Below are 20429 nucleotides of genomic sequence, written 5' to 3'. Positions count from 1 at the left end.
TCCTAAAAATTCCAATTTCCCCGGTGCAAAAACCGGAATTCAGCGCACTCCATAGATATATTGGACTTCCCGCAAAGCCTTACCGCCAATTGCAGTCTCCAGGAAATCGCCGGTCGGCAAGAACCCAAATCGTTCGTAAAAACGCCTTGCTCTGCGGTTTTCTTCTAGCACCCACAGGAAAATATCCGCATATCCCAGCTTCCGCAGCTCTGTGACAGCGGTTTCCAAAAGGCGCTTTCCATAGCCTTTTCCCATATACTCCGGCAGCAGATATAAGGAAATCACTTCACCCCATCCGGGAAACTGTTCAAAGCGGGAAAAGTAAAAGCAGCTTGTCCCAACAATTCTGCCATCCTCCACGCAAACCAGCGTCTTCCAATCCAGATGATCGATAAAGGAAGTCCACCGCCCCGCCGGAATCGAGTCAAGGTAATCCTGAGGGATGATGCGCCGATAGGCATATTTCCAGCTTTCTTCATATACCTTGCCGATTTTCAAAGGATCATCCACGGAAGCAACGTATCTGATTTCCAAAATTCAGCCCTCACAGCTCCCGGCATGTCTTTGACAAATAATCCATATCCGTCTAATCTCATTGGTTTTCTTCCCTATTTCCTCAATGATTCTTGAGTAAAAGCGCTTTACTTTCCATACACCCGGAAAAACTGCCGGATATGCCGCTCCACCAGTTCCATGACCTCCTGTTCACGATCCGGTTCCCGGTCGCAGAGGTTGATCCACACGGAAATGGGCAGGCAGAACTGGGCCGCCATGATCTCCAGGTCATCTTCTGCCAGCATTCCCCGCCGGATCAGCTGCTTCACAAGTCCGGTGAAGTATTGCAGCACATCGGAATAATTCTGCTTGGTCTGGAGCTTCGCCAGTTCCGGATTCTGGAACTGCTCAATGACCAGCATTTTTCGCGCCCTGCTGATGGCAGGATCGTGGAGGATATATCGGATCTGCCCCTGGATCATGTGCACAGCGCCATCGGCAGTCCGGGGAAGGCTGCCGGCATCTTTCTCCTGATCCACCCTTGCAAAAAGCGAATGCTCCTCATACTGCTCCAGCACTTCCTGCACCAATTCATCCAAAATCGCCTGCTTATTTTCAAAATGACTGTAAAGCGATGCCTTCCGAATGCCGACGGCACCCGCGATCTGGGCAATAGAGGTTGCTTCAAACCCCTGCACAGAGAACAGCTCCAGCGCCGCGTCCAGAATTTCCTGCTTTGTATTTCCCCGCTCCATAACGAATTCTCCTTCATCACGACGAAAACATTCTGTTTGCTGTGATAGCAATACCGTTCATTATCATTATAGCTACCTATCGTTCGGTAGTCAATAGCAAATAACGGATTCTGCAAGCAACCATGTTTCTTTCAATAAATTGTAGAAGCATGATATGATCAGCGTTGATAAGGCGTTGACAGTACGAAGCTGAACCCATGTAATATAAACGTAGTGGAATCCGGTTGCTCGCAACTACGGCAACATGAGCCGGGACATCTCCTGGGAACCGCAAGCGTTGATATCCCCGCTTAAAAACTTCTGTGAGGGACAGTTTTCTACCGGTGAACCGTGACCGCATTTTGACCACAAAAGTCGCCGAAAAACAATATAATCGGGATAATGCCGCAAAATACGGAAAGCAGAGCCGCCTATTATCCACCATATATAGTAGAAGCCAAATATTCACCATCGAATGGAAATAATTGCAAGAAACCGCCTGTCCGTTGCAATGCAGCGGACAGGCGGTTTTCATTGAATCATGCATCCAGGGATGGTGGAGTTGTCTGCGCCCCCGGCGCAGGTGCAGTCTTCAGTCCGCAAACAGCGGGGTGGAAAGATAGCGGTCGCCGGTATCGGGCAGCAGGGCCACGATGGTCTTGCCCTTGTTCTCCGGCCGCTTGGCAAGCTCAATGGCGGCCCACACGGCGGCGCCGGAGGAGATGCCCACCAGCACGCCTTCCTTCTTGCCGATCAGCTTGCCGGCGGCGAAAGCATCGTCGTTCTCCACGGCGATGATCTCGTCGTAGACGCTGGTGTTCAGCACATCGGGGACAAAGCCCGCGCCGATGCCCTGGATTTTATGGCTGCCCGCGGTGCCCTTGCTCAGCACGGGAGAAGAGGCAGGCTCCACGGCCACCACTTTCACGTTGGGATTCTGGCTCTTCAGATACTCGCCGGTGCCGGTGACGGTACCGCCGGTGCCGACGCCCGCCACGAAGATATCCACCTTGCCATCGGTGTCCTCCCAGATCTCTGGGCCAGTGGTGGCTCTGTGGACGGCGGGGTTGGCGGGGTTCACAAACTGGCCGGGAATGAAGCTGCCCGGAATCTCCTTGGCAAGCTCATCAGCCTTGGCAATGGCACCCTTCATGCCCTTGGCACCCTCGGTGAGCACCAGCTCCGCACCGTAGGCCTTCATGATCTGGCGGCGCTCCACGCTCATAGTCTCCGGCATCACGATGATGATGCGGTAGCCCCGGGCGGCGGCCACGGAGGCCAGGCCGATGCCGGTGTTGCCGGAGGTGGGCTCAATGATCACGGAGCCGGGCTTCAGCAGGCCCTTGGCCTCGGCGTCGTCGATCATGGCCTTGGCGATGCGGTCCTTCACGCTGCCGGCGGGGTTGAAATACTCCAGCTTGGCCAGGACCTTGGCCTCCAGGCCCTCTTCCTTCTCAATGTGAACCAGTTCCAGCAGCGGGGTCTTACCAATCAGCTGGTCGGCGGATGTATAAATCTTACTCATGATTATTTCCTCCTGCATGTCGTTTTGAATAGATCGTAATGAATGTGGTCTGTCGTGATCAGAAACTGCGGTGACATCGGAGGTGCATCAATTTGTAGCTCATATAATACCAACCTTTCAAGTAGGTTAATTAGGATTATAGACTGTGTGCATTCATTTGTCAAGTGTTCTTTTCAAAATTTTTCCGTTGATTCCCTATTAACCATGCTGTATAATAGGTTTATCAATGCTTGGAGGGATCTGACATGCTGATTTCCACAAAGGGCCGCTATGCGCTGCGGGTCATGATAGATCTTGCAGAGCACCAGACAGACGGATTTGTTCCGCTGAAGGTAATTGCGGAGCGGCAGGAAATTTCAGAAAAGTATCTGGAGAGCATCATCAAGCTCCTGGTGAAGGCGAAGCTGCTGAACGGTGTGCGGGGCAAGGGCGGCGGTTATCAGCTGACCAGGACACCGGAGCAGTATACGGTGGGCGATATCCTGCGGCTGACGGAGGATTCCCTGGCGCCGGTATCCTGCCTGGAACCGGGCGCGTCCGCCTGTCCCCGGGCAGCAGAATGCCGTACTCTCTCCCTGTGGCAGGGACTGGACAAGGTCATCAGTGACTATTTGGGCCGCGTCACCATTGCGGACCTGATGAAAAAGGATGCCTCGGGAGATTTTTACGTGATCTGATGGAAAATAAGCACACAAGCCGGTGAGGGTGTTTCCTCACCGGCTTGTGTTTTTTTGATCTGCATGCTTGTACAGCGCTTCCCTGCCCTGTTGCAAGCCGTTACTGCACCGCCGCAAACCCCTTCTCCAGGTCGGCGACGATGTCGTCGATGTGCTCGGTGCCGATGGAGAGGCGGATGGTGTTGGGCTTGATGCCCTGATCCAGCAGCTCCTCAGGGCTGAGCTGGGAGTGGGTGGTGGTGGCGGGGTGGATGACCAGGCTCTTCACATCCGCCACGTTGGCCAGCAGGGAGAAAATTTCCAGGTTGTCGATGAACTTGTGGGCCTCGGCCTGGCCTCCCTTGATTTCAAAGGTGAAGATGGACGCGCCGCCGTTGGGAAAATACTTCTCGTACAGCGCGTGGTCGGGATGGTCGGGCAGGCTGGGGTGGTTGACGTGTTCCACCTGGGGATGATTCGCCAGATACTCCACCACCTTTTTGGTGTTTTCCGCGTGGCGGTCCAGCCGCAGAGACAGGGTCTCCACGCCCTGAAGCAGCAGGAACGCGTTGAAGGGGGAGATGGTGGCGCCGGTATCCCGCAGGAGGATGGCCCGGATGTAGGTGACGAAGGCGGCGGGACCGGCGGCATCCACGAAGGAGACGCCGTGGTAGCTGGGATTGGGGGCCGCGATGGGAGCGTACTTGCCGCTGGCCTTCCAGTCAAACTTTCCGCTGTCCACGATGATGCCGCCCAGGGTGGTGCCGTGGCCGCCGATGAATTTGGTGGCGGAGTGGACCACGATGTCGGCGCCGTGCTCGATGGGCCGGATCAGGTAGGGCGTGCCGAAGGTGTTGTCGATCACCAGAGGCAGGCCGTGCTTGTGGGCGATTTCGGCGATGGCGTCAATGTCGGGGATGTCGCTGTTGGGGTTGCCCAGAGTCTCCAGATAGATGGCCTTGGTGTTGTCCTGAATGGCGCTTTCCACTTCGGCGAGGTCATGGGCGTTCACAAAGGTGGTCGTCACGCCGAACTGGGGCAGGGTGTGGGCCAGCAGGTTGTAGCTGCCGCCGTAGATGGTCTTCTGGGCCACGATGTGGTCGCCGGCCTGAGCCAGGGCCTGAATGGTGTAGGTGATGGCCGCCGCGCCGGAGGCCAGGGCCAGGGCCGCCACGCCGCCCTCCAGGGCCGCGATGCGCTTTTCCAGCACGTCCTGGGTGGAGTTGGTCAGACGGCCGTAGATGTTGCCGGCGTCCGCCAGGCCGAACCGGGCGGCGGCATGGGCGGAGTTGCGGAACACATAAGAAGTGGTCTGGTAGATAGGCACGGCACGGGCATCGGTGGCGGGATCGGGCTGTTCCTGACCGACGTGGAGCTGCAGCGTTTCAAATTTATAGTTACTCATGGTAATACCTCTTTCATCATAGAATTTAAATTTGGATACGAAAAAAGCCGGGGCGAATTTCGCTCCCGGACTGCGTATGGCCAAATTGAGGTTCACCTATGAACGTCTCATTGAACAGTGGGCGCGTCGAAACGCCCGGCCATCTCAACAGTCCGGGAGTTCAGCATTCGACCACAGCGGAAATTGCTGCGTAGCAGCTTTGTAAAGGTGTTCAGCATGGTATGCACCTCTTTCCATCAACCTATTATGTTGATTGGTTTATGAAATAAAAATACCACTCCGTATCGGATTTGTCAAGAAGATTTTTTATGATTCAGGCCGGTGAACAAGCGACCTGCCCCGGACGCATGGCGTCCGGGGCAGGTTCCATACTGCTTCCGCAGCTTTTACTTATTGGAAGTGTGGATGGCGCGCTTCTCGGCCTGCAAAGCGGCCTCACGCATGGTCTCGGTGACGGTGGGATGACTGTGGATGGTGTTGATGATCTCATCCAGAGTCATCTCCTCGCCGATGGCCAGAGCACCCTCAGCGATCAGGTCGGTGGCACGGGGTCCGATGATGTGCATACCCAGGATCTCGCCGTACTCCTTGCCGGCGATGATCTTCACCAGGCCTTCGCCGCCGTTGAGGATCAGGGCCTTGCCGTTGGCGCTCATGGGGAACTTGCCCACCTTGTACTCGATGCCCTGGGCCTTGCACTGCTCCTCGGTCAGGCCGACGGAAGCCGCCTCGGGCTCGATATACACGCAGGTGGGGTTGGTCTTCTCGTCGTAAGTGGCCTCGATGCCGCAGATGTTCTCGGCAGCCACCTCGCCCATGGCGGAAGCGGTGTGGGCCAGCTGAGCATGACCAAACACGCAGTCGCCGATGGCATAGACACCGGGGACGTTGGTCTGCATCTTGTCGTTGACGATGATGCGGCCGCGGTCATTGTCGATGCCGCCGGCTTCCAGGTTCAGGGAAGCGGTGTTGGCGCGGCGGCCGATGGCCACCAGGACCTTCTCCGCCTCAAAGCTGACGGTCTCGCCGGCCTTGTTCTTGCAAACCACCTTGGCGCCCACGGGAGAGGGCTCAACGGACTGCACAGGGCACTCCAGGTTGAATTCCATGCCCATCTTCTTCATGTGGGCCACGCCGATCTTGGTCAGGTCGCCGTCCAGCATGGGCAGCATGTGGTCCATGGCCTCCACCACGGTGATCTTGGTGCCGAAGGCCGCGTAGGCGCAGGCCAGCTCCAGGCCGATGACGCCGCCGCCGATGACCACCATGGTCTTGGGCAGCTTCTCCAGGCTCAGAGCGCCGGTGGAGTCGATGCAGTTGGGGTTCTCCTTCAGGCCGGGGATGGGAGGCTGAGAGTTGACGGAGCCGGTGGCCACGATGATGGCGTCGGCGGTCATCTCCTCGGTGGTGCCGTCAGCCTTCTTGACAGAGAGCTTCTTCTCGCCCACGAAGGTAGCCTCGCCGTCGACCTTCTTGACCTTGTTCATCTTCAGCAGGCCGGCCACGCCGCCGGTCAGCTTGGCGGAGATGTCATTCTTGTGCTTGATGACCTGGGGGAAGTCCACTTCCACGCCGGTGACCTTGACGCCGATGTCGGGGCCCTGGTTCTTGATGTCCTCCACCAGCTCGGCAGAGTGCAGCAGGCACTTGGTGGGGATGCAGCCCACGTTCAGGCAGGTGCCGCCCAGGTGCTCCTTCTCGATGACAGTGACCTTGGCGCCCAGCTGCGCGGCACGGATGGCAGCCACATAGCCGCCGGGGCCGCCGCCGATGACGATGACGCTGGTGTCGCTGGCCGCCTTGGCGGGAGCAGCAGGGGCAGCGGGCGCGAAAGGCACGGCAGGGGCAGCAGGGGCAGCCACGGGAGCGGCGCCGCCGATCTGCTCACCGGGCTGGCCGATCCAGGCCAGAGTGCCCTTGACAGGCACATCGTCGCCCTCCTGGGCCACGATCTTCAGCATGGTGCCTTCCACCTCGCTGGCGACCTCATTGGTCAGCTTGTCGGTGGTGATCTCCACGATCACGTCGCCGACCTTGATGGTATCGCCCTCCTGCTTGACCCACTTGGAGACAGTACCCTCCTCCATGGTCAGGCCCAGCTGGGGCATTTTCAGTTCGTAAGCCATTGGTTTGTTCCTCCCCTTACAGCAGGATGCTCATGGGGTTCTGCAGCAGATCCCGCAGATCCATCTGGAACTTCGCCACAACGGCGCCGTCCAGGGTGCGGTGATCCAGCGTCACAGACAAACGCATGACCTGCTTCTTCACGACATTGCCCTCATCGTCCAGAGCCAGCTCGTCCTCAATGGCGCAGACGCCCACGATGACGGAATCGGGCTGGTTGATAATGGGAGTGAAGGTCTCGATACCGAACATGCCCAGGTTGGACACGGTGATGGTGTTGCCCTTGTACTCCTCGGGCTTCAGCTTGTTCTCCTTGGCGCGGGTGGCCAGATCCTTGGCGGTAGCGGCCAGGGTGTCCAGACCCATCTTATCGGCATCGCGGATAACAGGGGTGATCAGACCAGAATCCAGAGCCACGGCCATGCCGATGTTGACATGCGCGCGCTGGATGATCTGATGATTGGCCTCGTCGAAGCTCACCAGGATCTCGGGATGGCTCCGCAGGCAGACAGCCAGGGCTTTCAGCACCAGGTCGTTGACGGAGTACTTCTTGCCGGTCTCGGCCAGCAGCATCTTGCGGAACTTCATCAGGTTGGTGACGTCCACCTTGATGTTCTGGGTGACGGGCGGGATCTCGGTGTGGGAGGCCAGCATCCGCTCGGAAACCACCTTGCGCATACCGGTCAGCTTCACCACAGTGTCACCCTCCATCAGATCCAGGCCGGCCTTGGGAGCAGCAGGCTTGGCAGCGGGAGCGGGCGCGGCGGCAGGAGCAGCAGCCACAGGCGCGGGAGCGTTCTTCTGGGCCTCGGCGGCAGCCAGGATATCAGCCTGGCGGATACGGCCGGAGGTGCCGGTGCCGACGATGGCGGTATAGTCCACGCCCAGCTTGGCAGCGGTCTTGCGGGCCAGGGGGGAGATGCGGATGCGGGCGCCGTTTGCGGCAGCCACAGGAGCGGGAGCAGCGGCGGGGGCAGTGGGAGCGGCCTCCACGGCGGCAGGAGCGGCGGGAGCAGCAGCGGGGGCAGCGCCGCCCACGGCCTCGCCGGGCTGGCCGATGTAGGCCAACAGGCCCTTGACGGGGATATCCTCACCCTCCTGGGCCACGATCTTCAGCAGGACGCCGTCGAATTCGCTGGCGACCTCGTTGGTCAGCTTATCGGTGGTGATCTCCACGATCACATCGCCCACCTTCACCTCATCGCCTTCGTGCTTGATCCAGGTGGAGACAGTGCCCTCTTCCATGGTCAGGCCCAGCTGAGGCATCAATACTTCATGTGCCATGTTGATTACCTCCTCACTTGTTCAGGACGCGCTTGACGGCCTTGACGATGTCGTCGGGATGGGGGAAGTTCTGGTCCTCCAGCACGGGGCTGAAGGGAGAGACGATGTTCAGGCCGCAGACACGCTCCACGGGAGCGTCCAACTCGTCGAACAGCTCCTCGGCGATCTGAGCGGAGATCTCGCCGGCATAGCTGCCGCGCTTGACTTCCTCGGAAACGATGATGACGTTGTGGGTCTTGGAAACAGAGGCCTTGATGGCTTCCCAGTCGATGGGCACCAGGGTACGCAGGTCCAGGACCTCCACGTCGATGCCCTCGGCAGCCAGCTTCTCAGCGGCTTCCATGGAGAAGTTGACCTCGCGGCTCCAGGTGATGATGGTCAGGTCCTTGCCCTCGCGCTTCACGTTGGCCTTGCCGATGGGGACCAGATAATCCTCGTCCTCGGGGATCTCTTCCTTCTTGGCGTACAGCAGCTTGTGCTCAAAGACCACCACGGGGTCGGGGTCACGCATGGCGGACTTAATCAGGCCCTTGGCGTCGGCGGCGGAGCAGGGAGCCACGACCTTCAGGCCGGGGAAGTGGCAGACCATGCCCTCCAGGGACTGGGAGTGCTGACCGGCGTTGCGGCGGCCGGAACCCATGGGCATACGCAGCACCAGGGGGATGGAGCACTGGCCGCCGGACATGTACTTCAGCTTGGCAGCCTGGTTGAACAGAGGATCGGCGCAGACGGTGACAAAGTCGTCATACATCAGCTCCACGCAGGGATGCATACCGCGCATGGCAGCGCCAACGGCCATGCCCAGGAAACCCTCTTCGGAAATGGGGGTATCGATCACACGGTTGGGACCGAACTCATCCAGGAAACCGGTGGTGACGGCGAACACGTTGCCCATAACGGCCATATCCTCGCCCATGATGAACATCTTGTCATCCCGGCGCATCTCTTCCAGCAGGCCCTCACGAATGGCCTTGCTTACGGTAATCTTCTTGCTCATCTTGCCACACACCTTTCGTTATCCGCAGTATACATATCGTCGGTGACCTCGGCAGGGTCGGGATAGGGGGACTCGTCGGCGAACTTGACGGCCTCGTCCATCTCCTCCTGAGCGGCCTTCTTGATCTCTTCCAGCTCTTCTTCCTTGACGCCCATAGCGATCAGCTTCTTGCCCAGCTTCTCGATGCCATCGTTGGCCAGAGCCTGCTCCATGTACTCAGCGGGACGATACACGGCGGGGTCGCCGCAGTAATGACCCTGATAGCGATAGACCTTGGCCTCCACCACATAGGGGCCCTTGCCGCTGCGGGCATGGTCCATAGCCACGGTCATGGCCTCGTAAACGGCCACGGGATCAGTGCCGTCCACGACGGCGAAGGGCACGTCATAGGCGGCGGCACGGGTGGCCAGGTCGGGGGTGTTGGTGACGCGGTGGATCTCGGTAGAAACACCGTAGCAGTTGTTCTCAATGAACCAGACCATGGGCAGTTTCCAGGTGGCGGCCATGTTCAGGGACTCATGGAAGGTGCCCTCGTTGGTAGAGCTGTCGCCGAAGCAGCCGACGGTGACGCAGTTGTCGCCCAGGATCTTGGAAGCCAGAGCGGAACCGGCGGAGATGGGCTGGCCGGCGCCCACGATACCGTTGGCGCCCAGATGGTTCATCTTGGCCATATCAGCGATGTGCATGGAACCGCCCTTGCCCTTGCAGTAACCGGTGCGCTTGCCGAACAGCTCAGCCATGGCACGCTTGGGATCGCCGCCGCGGGCAATGACGTGGCCGTGGCCGCGGTGGGTGGAGGTGAAATAGTCCTGAGGCTGGATGGTGGCGAAAGCGCCGGCCTCAGCGGCCTCCTGGCCGATGCTCAGGTGGATGTTGCCGGCCAGCATGCCCTTGGTGAAGCATTCAGCCGCGTGTTCCTCAAATGAGCGGATGCGGACCATCGTCCGGTAGAAACCCAGCAGCAGTTCCTTGGAGTACTTCTCTTCAGAGTTCTTCTTTTTCGTTGCCAATGTTTTCACGCCTTTCTTAAAATGTTTGGCTCTATGGATCACAATGCAATTGAAAACAATTTATGCCTGACGGGGAGCGAACAGGGGGACCTCCAGCTCCTCGTCAAACTTGCGGCCCATGACCAGGCCCTCGATCTCGGCCAGGATCACGTCCACGGTCAGCAGGACCTTGGTGCCCTCCACCAGATGGCCGCCGTGGGCGTTGCCGTGCCGGTCGGTCACGGTCATGTGGACATGCAGGTTCGTGTTGCCCTGATCATCATGGCAGATGATGCCGGACGCGTTGGTCAGCTCAATGGGGCCGGTGAGGTGCAGAGTCTCACCGTAGCCGTAGCCTGCCTTGGTGGACATCTCCACAGGATTGCAGAAATGGGGATCCTGCAGGCTGCCGATTGCGCTGAGGATGACACCATTGTTGATGCCGTTGCGCTCGCAGGCCTCCTGCAGACCCAGAAGAACATCCGTACCGGGTTTCAGACGGACTGCGATCACGCGGCCCAGTTTGCCCTGAGCCATTTCCATGTCAAAGCTCATACCTTACCCTTCCTTCCTGTTGATATATGATAAAAAAGAGACGGTTCTCTTCATGGGATACGAGTTAAAGTTCCACGGTCTGCCAGGGCTCCGTCAGGGCAACGGCATTCCCCTCTTCGGTCGGCCAGCGAGCCAGATCCCGCTGCAGCAGATAGCGCATCTGCATAGTGTCATCTTCCTGGAAAGGGACATGATACACGCAGAAATTCTCCGCTTTCAGGCTGCCGTGAAAAAACTTGGGGTTGTGGAATGCCCGGAAAAACAGGGGGTTCAGAAACACCGCCCGCAGCGGCAAGTCCTTTACCACATCGAATGAGGTACTCATATAATCCACATCCGCCGTGAACAGCACATGCTTGTCATCGAAGGACAGCACATAGCACAGATGCCGAACTCCCCAGAACTTCCGGTCCAGATGCTGGGCGGTGAACGCCCGCACGGTCAGGTGGGGCTCCACGCGGAAAGCGGCGTGGTCCGTCTTTCGGGAGAGGTCCACGCAGGGGATATGCCGTTCCCGCAGGAAGGCATCCAGGGCGGAGTCTGGCCGGTCTGCCTGGGGCTTGAAAATCCCCTTCACCGGACGGTGCCGCAGGTACTCCATGGTCATAGCAGGGGAAAAGTGATCGGGATGGGCGTGAGTGAACAGCAGGTAATCCACTTTGGAGAAGAGGCCCTCCCCCTGCAGCATCTGCTGCCAGGTCACATCCGTCAGGTTGCTGAAGGGATGCCCCTCCGGACCGTAGATGCCATCCATCAGCACCGTGGTCCCCCGGTATTCCAGCAGTAATCCCGCATTGCAGACCAGCGTTACCCGCAGGCTTTCATCCATGCTTTCCTCTTGATTATGTAAAATTGAATTCAATTTGCCATTTTCTCCGATACAAAATTATCATTTGATATTCAAAAAGTCAACGATAAAATGCGACATTGCACGAAAAGTCTACTTTTTGAATAAATGGTAGGACCATCTTTGGTTTTTTTGCCAAGGCTCACTTCTTCTCCCAGGCAACTTTCCGTTTGGGCATCATGGTGACTTGGTCCATTCCCTGGCGGATATACCAGTCAATGGTGTCGTACACCACCTGGATATGCTGCTGAATAAAGGCCTCAAGCGCCTCCGCGTCCTTGGCCAGCAGCAGGTCCAGGATCTTCCGGCTCTCCTTCAGGGAATCCCGCAGAAAGTCCACATTGGTGGTGGAGGAAGTCCACAGGAAGAAGATGCTGCCGATGCTCCAGTTGGATTCATAGATATTCAGCAGCTTTTCATTGCCCGCCAGCTTCACATACAGGGTGTGAAACCGGCTCTCCAGCTCATAGGCGGCATTAAAGTCCTCAATGTCCTGCAGGGCATCTACCACTTCCTGCATCTCCGCGATGATCTCCGGCGCATAATCCACATTCTTGATGGCGGGACGCACGCAGAAACGTTCGATCATCATGCGGATATCCACGGTCTCCAGAATCCGCCGGGGCGTGATCTTGGCCACGGTGACGCCCCGGTTGGGGATCGCCTCCGCCACCCCCTGGGCTACCAGACGATTGATGGCTGCCACCACCGGCGTGCGGCTGATGCCCAGAGAATCGGAAATCTCCTGGGTGGACAGCTTGGAGCCGGGGGGATACGTTCCATTCTGGATCCGCTTCCGAATCTCCAGAAATGCGTAATCCTGCAGCGAAGTCTCTCGTTTCATGTCATCCTCCTATATCCAACGTGCGGTATTTCTGCTGATGGACTGCCATTACCGCACGCGGGTACTTTTCGGCATTTTCTCCATCTGCCCCGATTATAACACTCCTCTTTTTATCCAACAAGCCATCTCGCGCATTTTATAGTGCCAAAAATTAAGGCTGATTTTCGTCATTTTGAATTCATTTTTCTCCTCTTTGTGTAAATAAAAAAAGGCATGACCGCAAACATGCGGTCATGCCTTACTTTCATAAGCTTAAGATGGTTGGCGCCCCAATTACTTGGTGAAAGCGTCAATCAGCTCCTGGCTCAGCATATCGACGACTTCGGGATCGCTGTACATGGGCTCAACAGCGGCACGGAAGCCAGCAGCGGCCTCCTCAGACAGGCGAGTGACCTGGATGCCAGCGGCTTCCCACTTCTCGATGATGCCCTCGTCCTCGCTGCGGTTCTGCTCACGCTGCCAAGCGCAAGCCTCAGCGCCGGCCTCGTCAACGATGGCCTGCAGCTCGGGAGACAGGGAATCATACAGCTCGCCGTTCATGCAGAAATACAGGCAGTCATACACGCCGGTCCAGTAGGTCATGTACTTGGTGACCTCAGCGATGGAGGCGGAGTCAGCGGTGGGCAGAGGATTCTCCTGGCCCTCATAGGTACCAGTCTGCAGGCCGGTGAAGACCTCGGACCAGTTGGCGTTGGACCAGTTGGTGCCCCACAGGGTGTAGGCCTTGTTCAGCAACTTGTTGCCGGCCACGCGGAACTTGATGCCCTGCATGTCCTCCACCTTCTCGATGGGACGGACATTGTTGGTGATGTGACGGAAGCCGTTCTCAGCAATGCCCAGCAGGTGAGCGCCGCTCTCTTCCATGATGCCCTGCAGGACCTTGCCGCCCTCGCCGTTCAGCTTCTCATCGGCCTCGTCGGTGTTGGCAAACAGGAAGGGCAGGGACACAACGCTGAAACGGGAGTCGAAAGCAGCCCAGATCAGGTTAGAGTGCATGGACAGCTCAGTGGTGCCGTCCAGCATAGCCTGGATACCTTCGGTCTGGCTGCCGGCGGTCAGCTGGTCCTGGGGATAGTACTCAACGGTGATGGCACCGCCGGTCTTCTCGCCGACGATCTGAGCGAACACCTTGGCAGCGCCGACCCAGTTGGACTGGTCGTTGGCGGAGCAGGCGAACTTCCAGGTCATCTTCTCGAACTCGGGAGCAACGTTGGTATCGGTGCTCTGTGCGGGCTCCTTGGTGTCCGCGGGCTTCTCCTCGGTCTTACCGCCGCCGCAGGCGACCAGAGACAGGCTCATGACGAGCGCGAGGATCAGTGCAAGAAACTTTTTCATTGTTTTTCCTCCTTATTTTTTTGGGGACATTGTATATCTGATATCACATCAATATGTGATCACAGATCAGAAGCCTCGGCCCAGCAGGACCAGAGAGAAGAAGGGAATGTAGGTGACCAGCAGCAGGGTGATCACGCAGGCCATGATCATGGGCCACACGGCCTTGGACATGGTCTCGATGGTGACGCGGGTCTTGTCCTTGATATCACGCAGTCTGCCGCTGACGCCGATGGCCACGAACAGGTTGACGCCCACGGGAGGAGTCACCTGACCGATGGCCAGGTTCACGGTTGCGATGATACCGAAGTGGATCAGGTCAATGCCCAGCTGCTGTGCCACGGGGTACATGATGGGCATGAAGATGTAGAACGCAGAGTTAGCGTCCACGAAGCAGCCGGCGATCAGCAGGATGATGTTGACGATCACCAGGAATACATACTTGTTGCCGGCGATATTCAGCAGCAGGTTCTGTGCGGCCGCGGAAATGCCGTGGACAGTGCAGATGTAGGAGAACAGGGTGGCAGCACCGATGATCAGCATGATGCCGCCGGTGGTCTTGCCGGAGTCCACCAGGATCTCGACCAGGTCCTTGGCCTTGACCTCACGATAGATAAACACGCCGACGATCAGTCCGTACACCACAGAGACTGCGGCAGCCTCGGTGGGAGTGAAGAAGCCGCCGTAAATGCCGCCCAAGATAATGACGGGCATCAGGAAGCCCCAGAAAGCGGTGCGGAAAGACTTCCAGCGCTCGCCCCAGGTGGCCTTTTCACGGGAAGCGGTCAGGCCCTTCTTGCGGACCTCGATCATAATGATGATGACCAGAGCCAGGCCCATCATGATGCCGGGGATGATACCGCCCATGAACATTTCACCCACGGAGACGCCGGTAATGGAGGCGTACACCACGAATGCGATGGAGGGCGGGATAACGATGGCGATGGAGGATGCCGTTGCCATCATGGCAGAGGAGAAGGGTGCGGAGAAGCCGCCGCGGTTGATCATGGCGGGGATCAGAATGATGCCCAGAGCAGCCACGGTGGCCGGACCGGAACCGGAGATGGCGCCGAAGAAGCAGGCAACCACCACGCAGACGATGGCGATGCCGCCGCGCCGGTGTCCGATACAGTCATCAATAAACTGGACCAGACGGGTGGAAATGCCGGCCTTGGCCATAATGTTGCCAGACAGGACGAAGAACGGAATGGCCATCAGCAGGAACTTGGCCATGCCGTTATAGACATTGGTGGGAACAATGGACAGCTTGTCCCCGGAGTAAAGCATGGCGAAGATGGCGGACATGCCCAGGCTGACGCAGATGGGGATGTTCAGCAGCAGCATGACAAAGAAAGAACCAAACAGGATCAGGTTGATCATTCTGCGTCACCCTCCTCTCCATCCAGCTTCAGCGTACCGGACATCGCGTCAATGAAATACTCAATGGTGTGGATGATCAGGAATACCGCACCGATCGGCAGGAATATGGTAAACACCCATTCCGGCCAGCCCAGAGACGGGGTCGTCTTTCCGGATTTGATCTGGGAGAGGACCTTGTCCACGCCATACTTCAGCAGGAACACCCAGAACACAGTGGAGACGACCGTGCAGATCGTGACAAAGATCTTCTTCCCGTTCTTCTTCAGACGATCAAAAATCAGCGTCAGGCTGATCAGACTGCCCTCACGAATGGCCAGAGCGCAGCCCAGCATGATCATCAGAATGAACAGGTTCACCTCAAGCTCTTCGCTCCAGCCGAAGGCACTGCTGGTGAACTTACGGACGACGACATTGATAAAGGCCAACGCCGTCACGAACACGGTGATCAGGGACAGCACGACCGCTTCAACACCGGCCAGAGCATCCATGATCTTTTTGTAGACTCTCATTGAATCAATCCCTTCCTCGTTTTGCTGCAGCCACCAGCTCTTCCTCATTCCACACCATGAGGACGCTCCCCGGCAGCCGCTCCACAGAAATACGGCTGTATTTCTGAGTTGTGGACTCTTTCAGTTCGACCGCAACTTGGTCGGACCATCTGCATCTGAAGTTATCATACCATTCCACGGCCTTTTAGTCAAATAAAGACTCCAAGAAGGTCCGCCAAAATCTGCCGGGAATTCTCTCTGTTTTGCACAAATCACCATTTTTTTATTCAAACTTCTCCGGATATTTGTCCCGATATTCCTCCACGATCTGCAGATGCTTCTCCATTTCCGATCTGGCACGGGCCGCGTCATGGTCCCGCACCGCCTCGTAAATGGCGCAGTGGGAGGCATGGGTCCTCTTCTGATAATCCTCGTGGCCGCCAAACCGGGTCCGGATATCCCCCAGCATAGCGTTGACCAGATGGATAGAGGCTGCCAGCATCATGTTGTGGCTGGCCTTGGCCAGGGCGTCGTGAAAGCGGACGTCGTTCTGATAGTCCATCGGTTCAGCCTCCAGTGCCGCCAGTGCCGCCCGGAGCTGCTCCAGATCCTCCTCGGTCGCCCGCTGGCTGGCCAGCTCCGCAATGGCGGCCTCCGTCACCCGGCGGAACTCACTGAAATCGTCCTGGATGCCCTCCTGATCGGAGACCCGCACCAGAGAGATGATCCTGCGAATGTAATCCGCGTCCCGGACCACCGCCTTCCGGTAGCCCCGGTTCTCGATCGCTCCCAAAAACTCCAGGATACCAAGGCATTCCCGCAGGGACCCCCGGCCCACGCCCAGCGTCTCCGCCAGGTCCCGCTCCGAGGGCATTTCTTCACCAACTTTGATCTGGCCACTCTCTATGGCATCAATCAGCGCCCACATGACCTTTTCAGGAATCTTCTGGTCGCCGCTTCCCTTCTTTGCCAGCTGCATGGCTGTCTCCTTTTCAGCGCCCCAGCGGACCGGTCTTCGTACCACTTCCGTCAAGGCGATTTCTGCTTTTATCATAGTCCGCCGCATTTTTCCCGTCAAGAACGCCAATCGTAGAAAATTGAATTCAAAGTTTGGCCACTTTGTTAAAATCAGGGGCATAATAAATGTAATGCCGCAGGTTTTTCTTGCAAACCTGCGGCATTTACAGCCAGTTACCGTTCATGAAGCCCATTGCTGCGCAGAATCTTCCCCGCTCCGGCATCCGGCTCCTTCCACGTTTGTGTCACCTCAGCCGGCTGCCGCGCAGATAGCCGTAGATCACGGGAACCACCAGCAGGACCAGTCCCAGCAGGGGCACCATCATGTTGGTGCCATCCGTCAGCATGGTCGCCTCCAGCACCAGCAGACCACCGACGGACCACAGCCAGCCGGCGAAGCGATGGACCTCCCGCCAGGCCTGCTCATTCCCTTCAGTAAAGGAGAACCGCAGGGCGATCTTTGCATCCCGGGGGCAGTCCCACACGTGACCGCCCAGCATCAGCAGTACCAGTCCCAGCACACAGGGCGTCAGGAAGAGCAGCGACAGCCCGCCGCCGGCGGATTCCAGCATGAGGCCGCTGCAGAACAGGACGGAAATCACGGGGAAGCCCCACCGGCCCACCAGCCGCACCGGCGTGTTGGGCAGCGTCATACGCTTCTGGTTGAACCACAGCTGCCCGTGGCAAATCAGGTTCAGCAAGCACATGAGCCCGGGCACCAGAAACACCACCGCCGCCCGGGGCAGGGAGTCATCCTTTCCGTCCATGCCGATCAGGCCGGTCTCCACGATCTCGGGGATCTTGTCCCACAGGCGGAGGCCCAGCTGCATGGGCATGGCGCAGGCCAGCATGGTCACCACGAACAGCAGCAGGGCCTTTTCCTTGGTCACGTGCTTGCCGAACATGCGGGCGCTTTCCATCTCCATCTCCCGGGTCATGCCGGGAATCTTTTTGTTTTTCTTACTGCTCATAGGGCGAAGCCCTCCTTTTGTCATCCGTTGGGGAGTATTATACTGGGTTTCGGGGTATTTGTAAAGAACTGTCCCGCCCGGTCACCCCTCCACGGCCTTCAAAAAGCCCATCAGGTTCCGGATGGTCCGCCGCAGATTGTCAGCGGCGTGGAGGCGGGCCTCCTCGAAGGGCTCCGGCCTGTGGTTGGTGGTGAACACGCCGCAGACCCCCAGGTCATAGATCCCGTCGGCGCCCTCTCCCACGGCGCCCACCAGGGCCACCACCGGCACACCGGCCCGTTTGGCCCGGGCTGCTACGCCGGACACCACCTTCCCCCGCAGGCTCTGGCCGTCCAGGCGCCCCTCGCCGGTGATCACCAGCCGGGCGCCCCGAACGGTCTCGTCAAAACCCACGGTGTCCAGCACCGTTTCAATGCCCATCTTCAATGTTCCGTTCCAGAAGGCCGCGGCACCGCCGCCCATGCCACCGGCTGCGCCGGCACCGGGCAGGTCCAGAATTTCCACATCCAGGTCCCGGCGAATGACCTCCGCCAGATGGCGCAGGTTCCCGTCCAGCCGCCGGACCATCTCCGGGTCCGCCCCCTTCTGGGGGCCGAACACCGCGCTGGCGCCCGTGGGGCCGCAGAGGGGATTGTCAATGTCGCACATGACCGTGATCTCCGGCAGGGACCGCTGGCCTCTGAGGTCGATGTGGGCAATGCGGTCCAGATTCCCGCCCGTGGGCAAAAAGGCATTTCCCTGTTCATCCAGGAATCTGGCTCCCAGGGCCGCGGCGGCGCCGCAGCCGCCGTCGTTGGTGGCGCTGCCTCCAAGGCCCAGGATGATGCGTCTGGCTCCCCGGGCCGCAGCGTCCGCCATCAGCTCTCCCACGCCGTAGGTGGTGGCCGTGTCCGGTTCCAGTCGGCTGCCCACCAGGGGAAGGCCCGCTGCGGCAGCCATCTCCACCACAGCCGTACCGTCGGGGAGCAGGCCGTAAAACCCGGTCATCTCCTCCATATGGGGGCCGTGGCATGGGACCTGCACCCGCTGTCCGCCCACTGCTGTCAAGAAAGCATCCACGCTGCCCTCACCTCCATCCGCCACCGGAATGGAGACCACCTCCGCATCCGGCTTTGCCCGCAGGATCTCCTCCCGTAGGATGGCGCAGACCTCTCTGGAAGCCAGCGTTCCCTTGAAGGAATCCGGCACCAATACATATCGCTCCATACGGTCCTCCCCTTTCGTATCATGTGATCACTTTATCACAGTCTCCCGCTGCGCGCCACCTCCAGTCTTGCTGCTTTTCCCCTTTTCCCCCAATTTTCGCCCTTTCTATTGCGTATGTGGGGCCTTTCATGGTAGGATGATCGTACCAAATATTTGCAGGAGGATTCTATGAAACAGGACATGATTTTGATTCTGGACCTGGGCAGTGAAGAAAACCCCCGCCTCGCCCGTGAGATCCGCGCCATGGGCGTCTATACCGAGATCCATCCCCACGACATCTCCGCCGCCGAGCTGGCGGCCCTGCCCAATGTGAAGGGCATCATCCTCAACGGCGGCGTCAACCGGGTGGTGGACGGCGTGGAGATCGACGCCTCCGCCGCCGTCTACGGCAGCGGCCTTCCCCTCTGGGCCATCGACCACAAGGGCTCTGCCCCTCTGGCCGCCGATGGCAAGACTCGGGAAACGGCCATCCGGGACTTCGTATTCGGCACCTGCAAGGCAGAGGCCAACTGGAACACGGACAACTTCATCGCCGACCAGATTGAGCTGATCCGCCGCCAGGTGGGCGACAAGAAAGTGCTGCTGGCCCTCAGCGGCGGCGTGGACTCCTCCGTGGTGGCCGCTCTGCTGATCAAGGCCATCGGCGATCAGCTGACCTGCGTCCATGTGAACCACGGCCTGCTGCGCAAGGGCGAGCCCGAGCAGGTGGTGCAGGTCTTCCGGGAGGAAATGGGCGCCAACCTGGTGTATGTGGACGCCGTGGACCGCTTCCTGGACAAGCTGGCGGGCGTGGCTGAGCCGGAGCGCAAGCGCAAGATCATCGGCGCCGAGTTCATCCGCGTCTTCGAAGAGGAGGCCCGCAAGCTGGACGGCATCCAGTTCCTGGGCCAGGGCACCATTTATCCCGACATCATCGAGTCCGGCACCAAGACGGTGAAGGCCGTCAAGAGCCACCACAACGTGGGCGGCCTGCCGGAGGACCTGAACTTCGAGCTAGTGGAGCCCCTGAAGATGCTGTTCAAGGACGAGGTCCGCGCCTGCGGCGTGGCCCTGGGCCTGCCCGCCTCCATGGTCTACCGGCAGCCCTTCCCCGGCCCCGGCCTTGGTGTCCGGTGCCTGGGCGCCATCACCCGTGACCGGCTGGAGGCCGTCCGGGAATCCGACGCCATCCTGCGGGAGGAGTTTGCCAGAAACGGCCTGGAGGGCAAGGTGTGGCAGTACTTCACCGCCATTCCCGACCTGAAGAGCGTGGGCGTGCGGGACAACAAGCGGGCTGACGAGTGGTGCGTCATCATCCGCGCCGTCAACACCGTGGACGCCATGACCGCCACCGTGGAGAATGTGCCCTTCGACCTGCTGCAGCATATCACCGCCCGCATCACTGCTGAGGTGAAGGGCGTCAACCGCGTACTGTTCGACCTGACGCCGAAGCCCACGGGCACCATCGAGTGGGAATAAGTTGAAAAAGCCGAAAAGCCCAGTGTTTACAAGGTTTTTCGGACTTTGCCCACCGCTTCTGATAAGGTTTTGATAAGATTCCGCTGAAACGCAATTATTCTGCGTTGCCAGTGGCTTGAGAG

General features: G+C 58.8%; 19 protein-coding genes. 2 read left to right on the top strand and 17 right to left on the bottom strand.

Annotated elements, in window-relative coordinates; translation table 11 throughout:
- Positions 1–39: 39 nt before the first annotated feature.
- The 3 genes from JQM66_RS08325 to cysK form a co-directional block, all read right to left on the bottom strand.
- Positions 40–534 carry a GNAT family N-acetyltransferase gene (locus JQM66_RS08325; protein WP_235229416.1) on the bottom strand — a complete coding sequence of 165 codons (495 nt, stop codon included), beginning with the start codon at positions 532–534 and terminating at the stop codon, positions 40–42.
- Positions 535–641: 107 nt separating this feature from the next.
- On the bottom strand, positions 642–1250 hold the full coding sequence (locus JQM66_RS12590; protein ID WP_268824372.1) for a TetR/AcrR family transcriptional regulator: 609 nt from the start codon (positions 1248–1250) through the stop codon (positions 642–644).
- Between the two features lie 571 nt (positions 1251–1821).
- The gene (gene cysK, locus JQM66_RS08310) at positions 1822–2754 is read right to left on the bottom strand and encodes a cysteine synthase A (RefSeq protein WP_235229415.1); all 933 of its coding nucleotides are present in this window, start codon (positions 2752–2754) and stop codon (positions 1822–1824) included.
- Positions 2755–2999: 245 nt separating this feature from the next.
- Between cysK and JQM66_RS08305 the strand changes: the two genes are divergently transcribed.
- A complete protein-coding gene (locus JQM66_RS08305; protein ID WP_235229414.1) occupies positions 3000–3431 on the top strand; it encodes an RrF2 family transcriptional regulator in 432 nt (143 codons plus the stop codon).
- Positions 3432–3531: 100 nt separating this feature from the next.
- Here the strand turns inward: JQM66_RS08305 and JQM66_RS08300 are convergent, their stop codons facing one another.
- The 14 genes from JQM66_RS08300 to JQM66_RS08235 form a co-directional block, all read right to left on the bottom strand.
- The gene (locus JQM66_RS08300; RefSeq protein ID WP_235229413.1) at positions 3532–4815 is read right to left on the bottom strand and encodes an O-acetylhomoserine aminocarboxypropyltransferase/cysteine synthase family protein; all 1284 of its coding nucleotides are present in this window, start codon (positions 4813–4815) and stop codon (positions 3532–3534) included.
- Between the two features lie 386 nt (positions 4816–5201).
- Positions 5202–6941 (bottom strand): dihydrolipoyl dehydrogenase, encoded by a 1740-nt coding sequence (gene lpdA, locus JQM66_RS08295; protein ID WP_235229412.1) that lies wholly within the window; start codon positions 6939–6941, stop codon positions 5202–5204.
- A gap of 16 nt (positions 6942–6957) precedes the next feature.
- Complete coding sequence (locus tag JQM66_RS08290; RefSeq protein ID WP_235229411.1) at positions 6958–8223, bottom strand: dihydrolipoamide acetyltransferase family protein; 1266 nt, start codon at positions 8221–8223, stop codon at positions 6958–6960.
- Between the two features lie 13 nt (positions 8224–8236).
- Complete coding sequence (locus tag JQM66_RS08285) at positions 8237–9220, bottom strand: alpha-ketoacid dehydrogenase subunit beta (RefSeq protein WP_235229410.1); 984 nt, start codon at positions 9218–9220, stop codon at positions 8237–8239.
- Positions 9217–10161: a thiamine pyrophosphate-dependent enzyme gene (locus JQM66_RS08280; protein WP_235229428.1), complete on the bottom strand. Its 945-nt coding sequence runs from the start codon at positions 10159–10161 to the stop codon at positions 9217–9219. The genes JQM66_RS08285 and JQM66_RS08280 overlap by 4 nt, the downstream gene beginning before the upstream one ends.
- A 129-nt stretch (positions 10162–10290) precedes the next feature.
- Positions 10291–10764: a PPC domain-containing DNA-binding protein gene (locus JQM66_RS08275; protein WP_235229409.1), complete on the bottom strand. Its 474-nt coding sequence runs from the start codon at positions 10762–10764 to the stop codon at positions 10291–10293.
- A gap of 64 nt (positions 10765–10828) precedes the next feature.
- Positions 10829–11593, bottom strand: coding sequence for an MBL fold metallo-hydrolase (locus tag JQM66_RS08270; protein WP_235229408.1), 765 nt, complete (start codon positions 11591–11593; stop codon positions 10829–10831).
- Between the two features lie 160 nt (positions 11594–11753).
- Entirely contained in the window at positions 11754–12455 is a 702-nt protein-coding gene (locus JQM66_RS08265; RefSeq protein WP_235229407.1) for a GntR family transcriptional regulator, read from the bottom strand.
- A gap of 273 nt (positions 12456–12728) precedes the next feature.
- On the bottom strand, positions 12729–13790 hold the full coding sequence (locus tag JQM66_RS08260) for a DctP family TRAP transporter solute-binding subunit (RefSeq protein ID WP_235229406.1): 1062 nt from the start codon (positions 13788–13790) through the stop codon (positions 12729–12731).
- Between the two features lie 66 nt (positions 13791–13856).
- Positions 13857–15167, bottom strand: coding sequence for a TRAP transporter large permease (locus tag JQM66_RS08255; RefSeq protein WP_235229405.1), 1311 nt, complete (start codon positions 15165–15167; stop codon positions 13857–13859).
- A complete protein-coding gene (locus tag JQM66_RS08250) occupies positions 15164–15676 on the bottom strand; it encodes a TRAP transporter small permease (protein ID WP_235229404.1) in 513 nt (170 codons plus the stop codon). Before JQM66_RS08250 ends, JQM66_RS08255 begins: the two co-directional genes overlap by 4 nt.
- A 262-nt stretch (positions 15677–15938) precedes the next feature.
- Positions 15939–16709 carry a FadR/GntR family transcriptional regulator gene (locus tag JQM66_RS08245; RefSeq protein ID WP_235229403.1) on the bottom strand — a complete coding sequence of 257 codons (771 nt, stop codon included), beginning with the start codon at positions 16707–16709 and terminating at the stop codon, positions 15939–15941.
- Between the two features lie 208 nt (positions 16710–16917).
- Positions 16918–17643, bottom strand: a complete 726-nt coding sequence (locus JQM66_RS08240) for an SdpI family protein (protein ID WP_235229402.1) — start codon at positions 17641–17643, stop codon at positions 16918–16920.
- Positions 17644–17724: 81 nt separating this feature from the next.
- On the bottom strand, positions 17725–18849 hold the full coding sequence (locus tag JQM66_RS08235) for a glycerate kinase family protein (protein ID WP_235229401.1): 1125 nt from the start codon (positions 18847–18849) through the stop codon (positions 17725–17727).
- A 168-nt stretch (positions 18850–19017) separates the two neighbouring features.
- On the opposite strand from JQM66_RS08235, the gene guaA reads away from it, so the two are divergent.
- Positions 19018–20307, top strand: a complete 1290-nt coding sequence (gene guaA, locus JQM66_RS08230) for a glutamine-hydrolyzing GMP synthase (protein ID WP_235229400.1) — start codon at positions 19018–19020, stop codon at positions 20305–20307.
- Positions 20308–20429 lie beyond the last annotated feature (122 nt).

The sequence above is a fragment of the Oscillibacter valericigenes genome (assembly GCF_021531915.1).
Lineage (GTDB): Bacteria > Bacillota > Clostridia > Oscillospirales > Oscillospiraceae > Oscillibacter > Oscillibacter valericigenes_A.
This window is presented reverse-complemented; position numbering and strand designations above follow the sequence as displayed.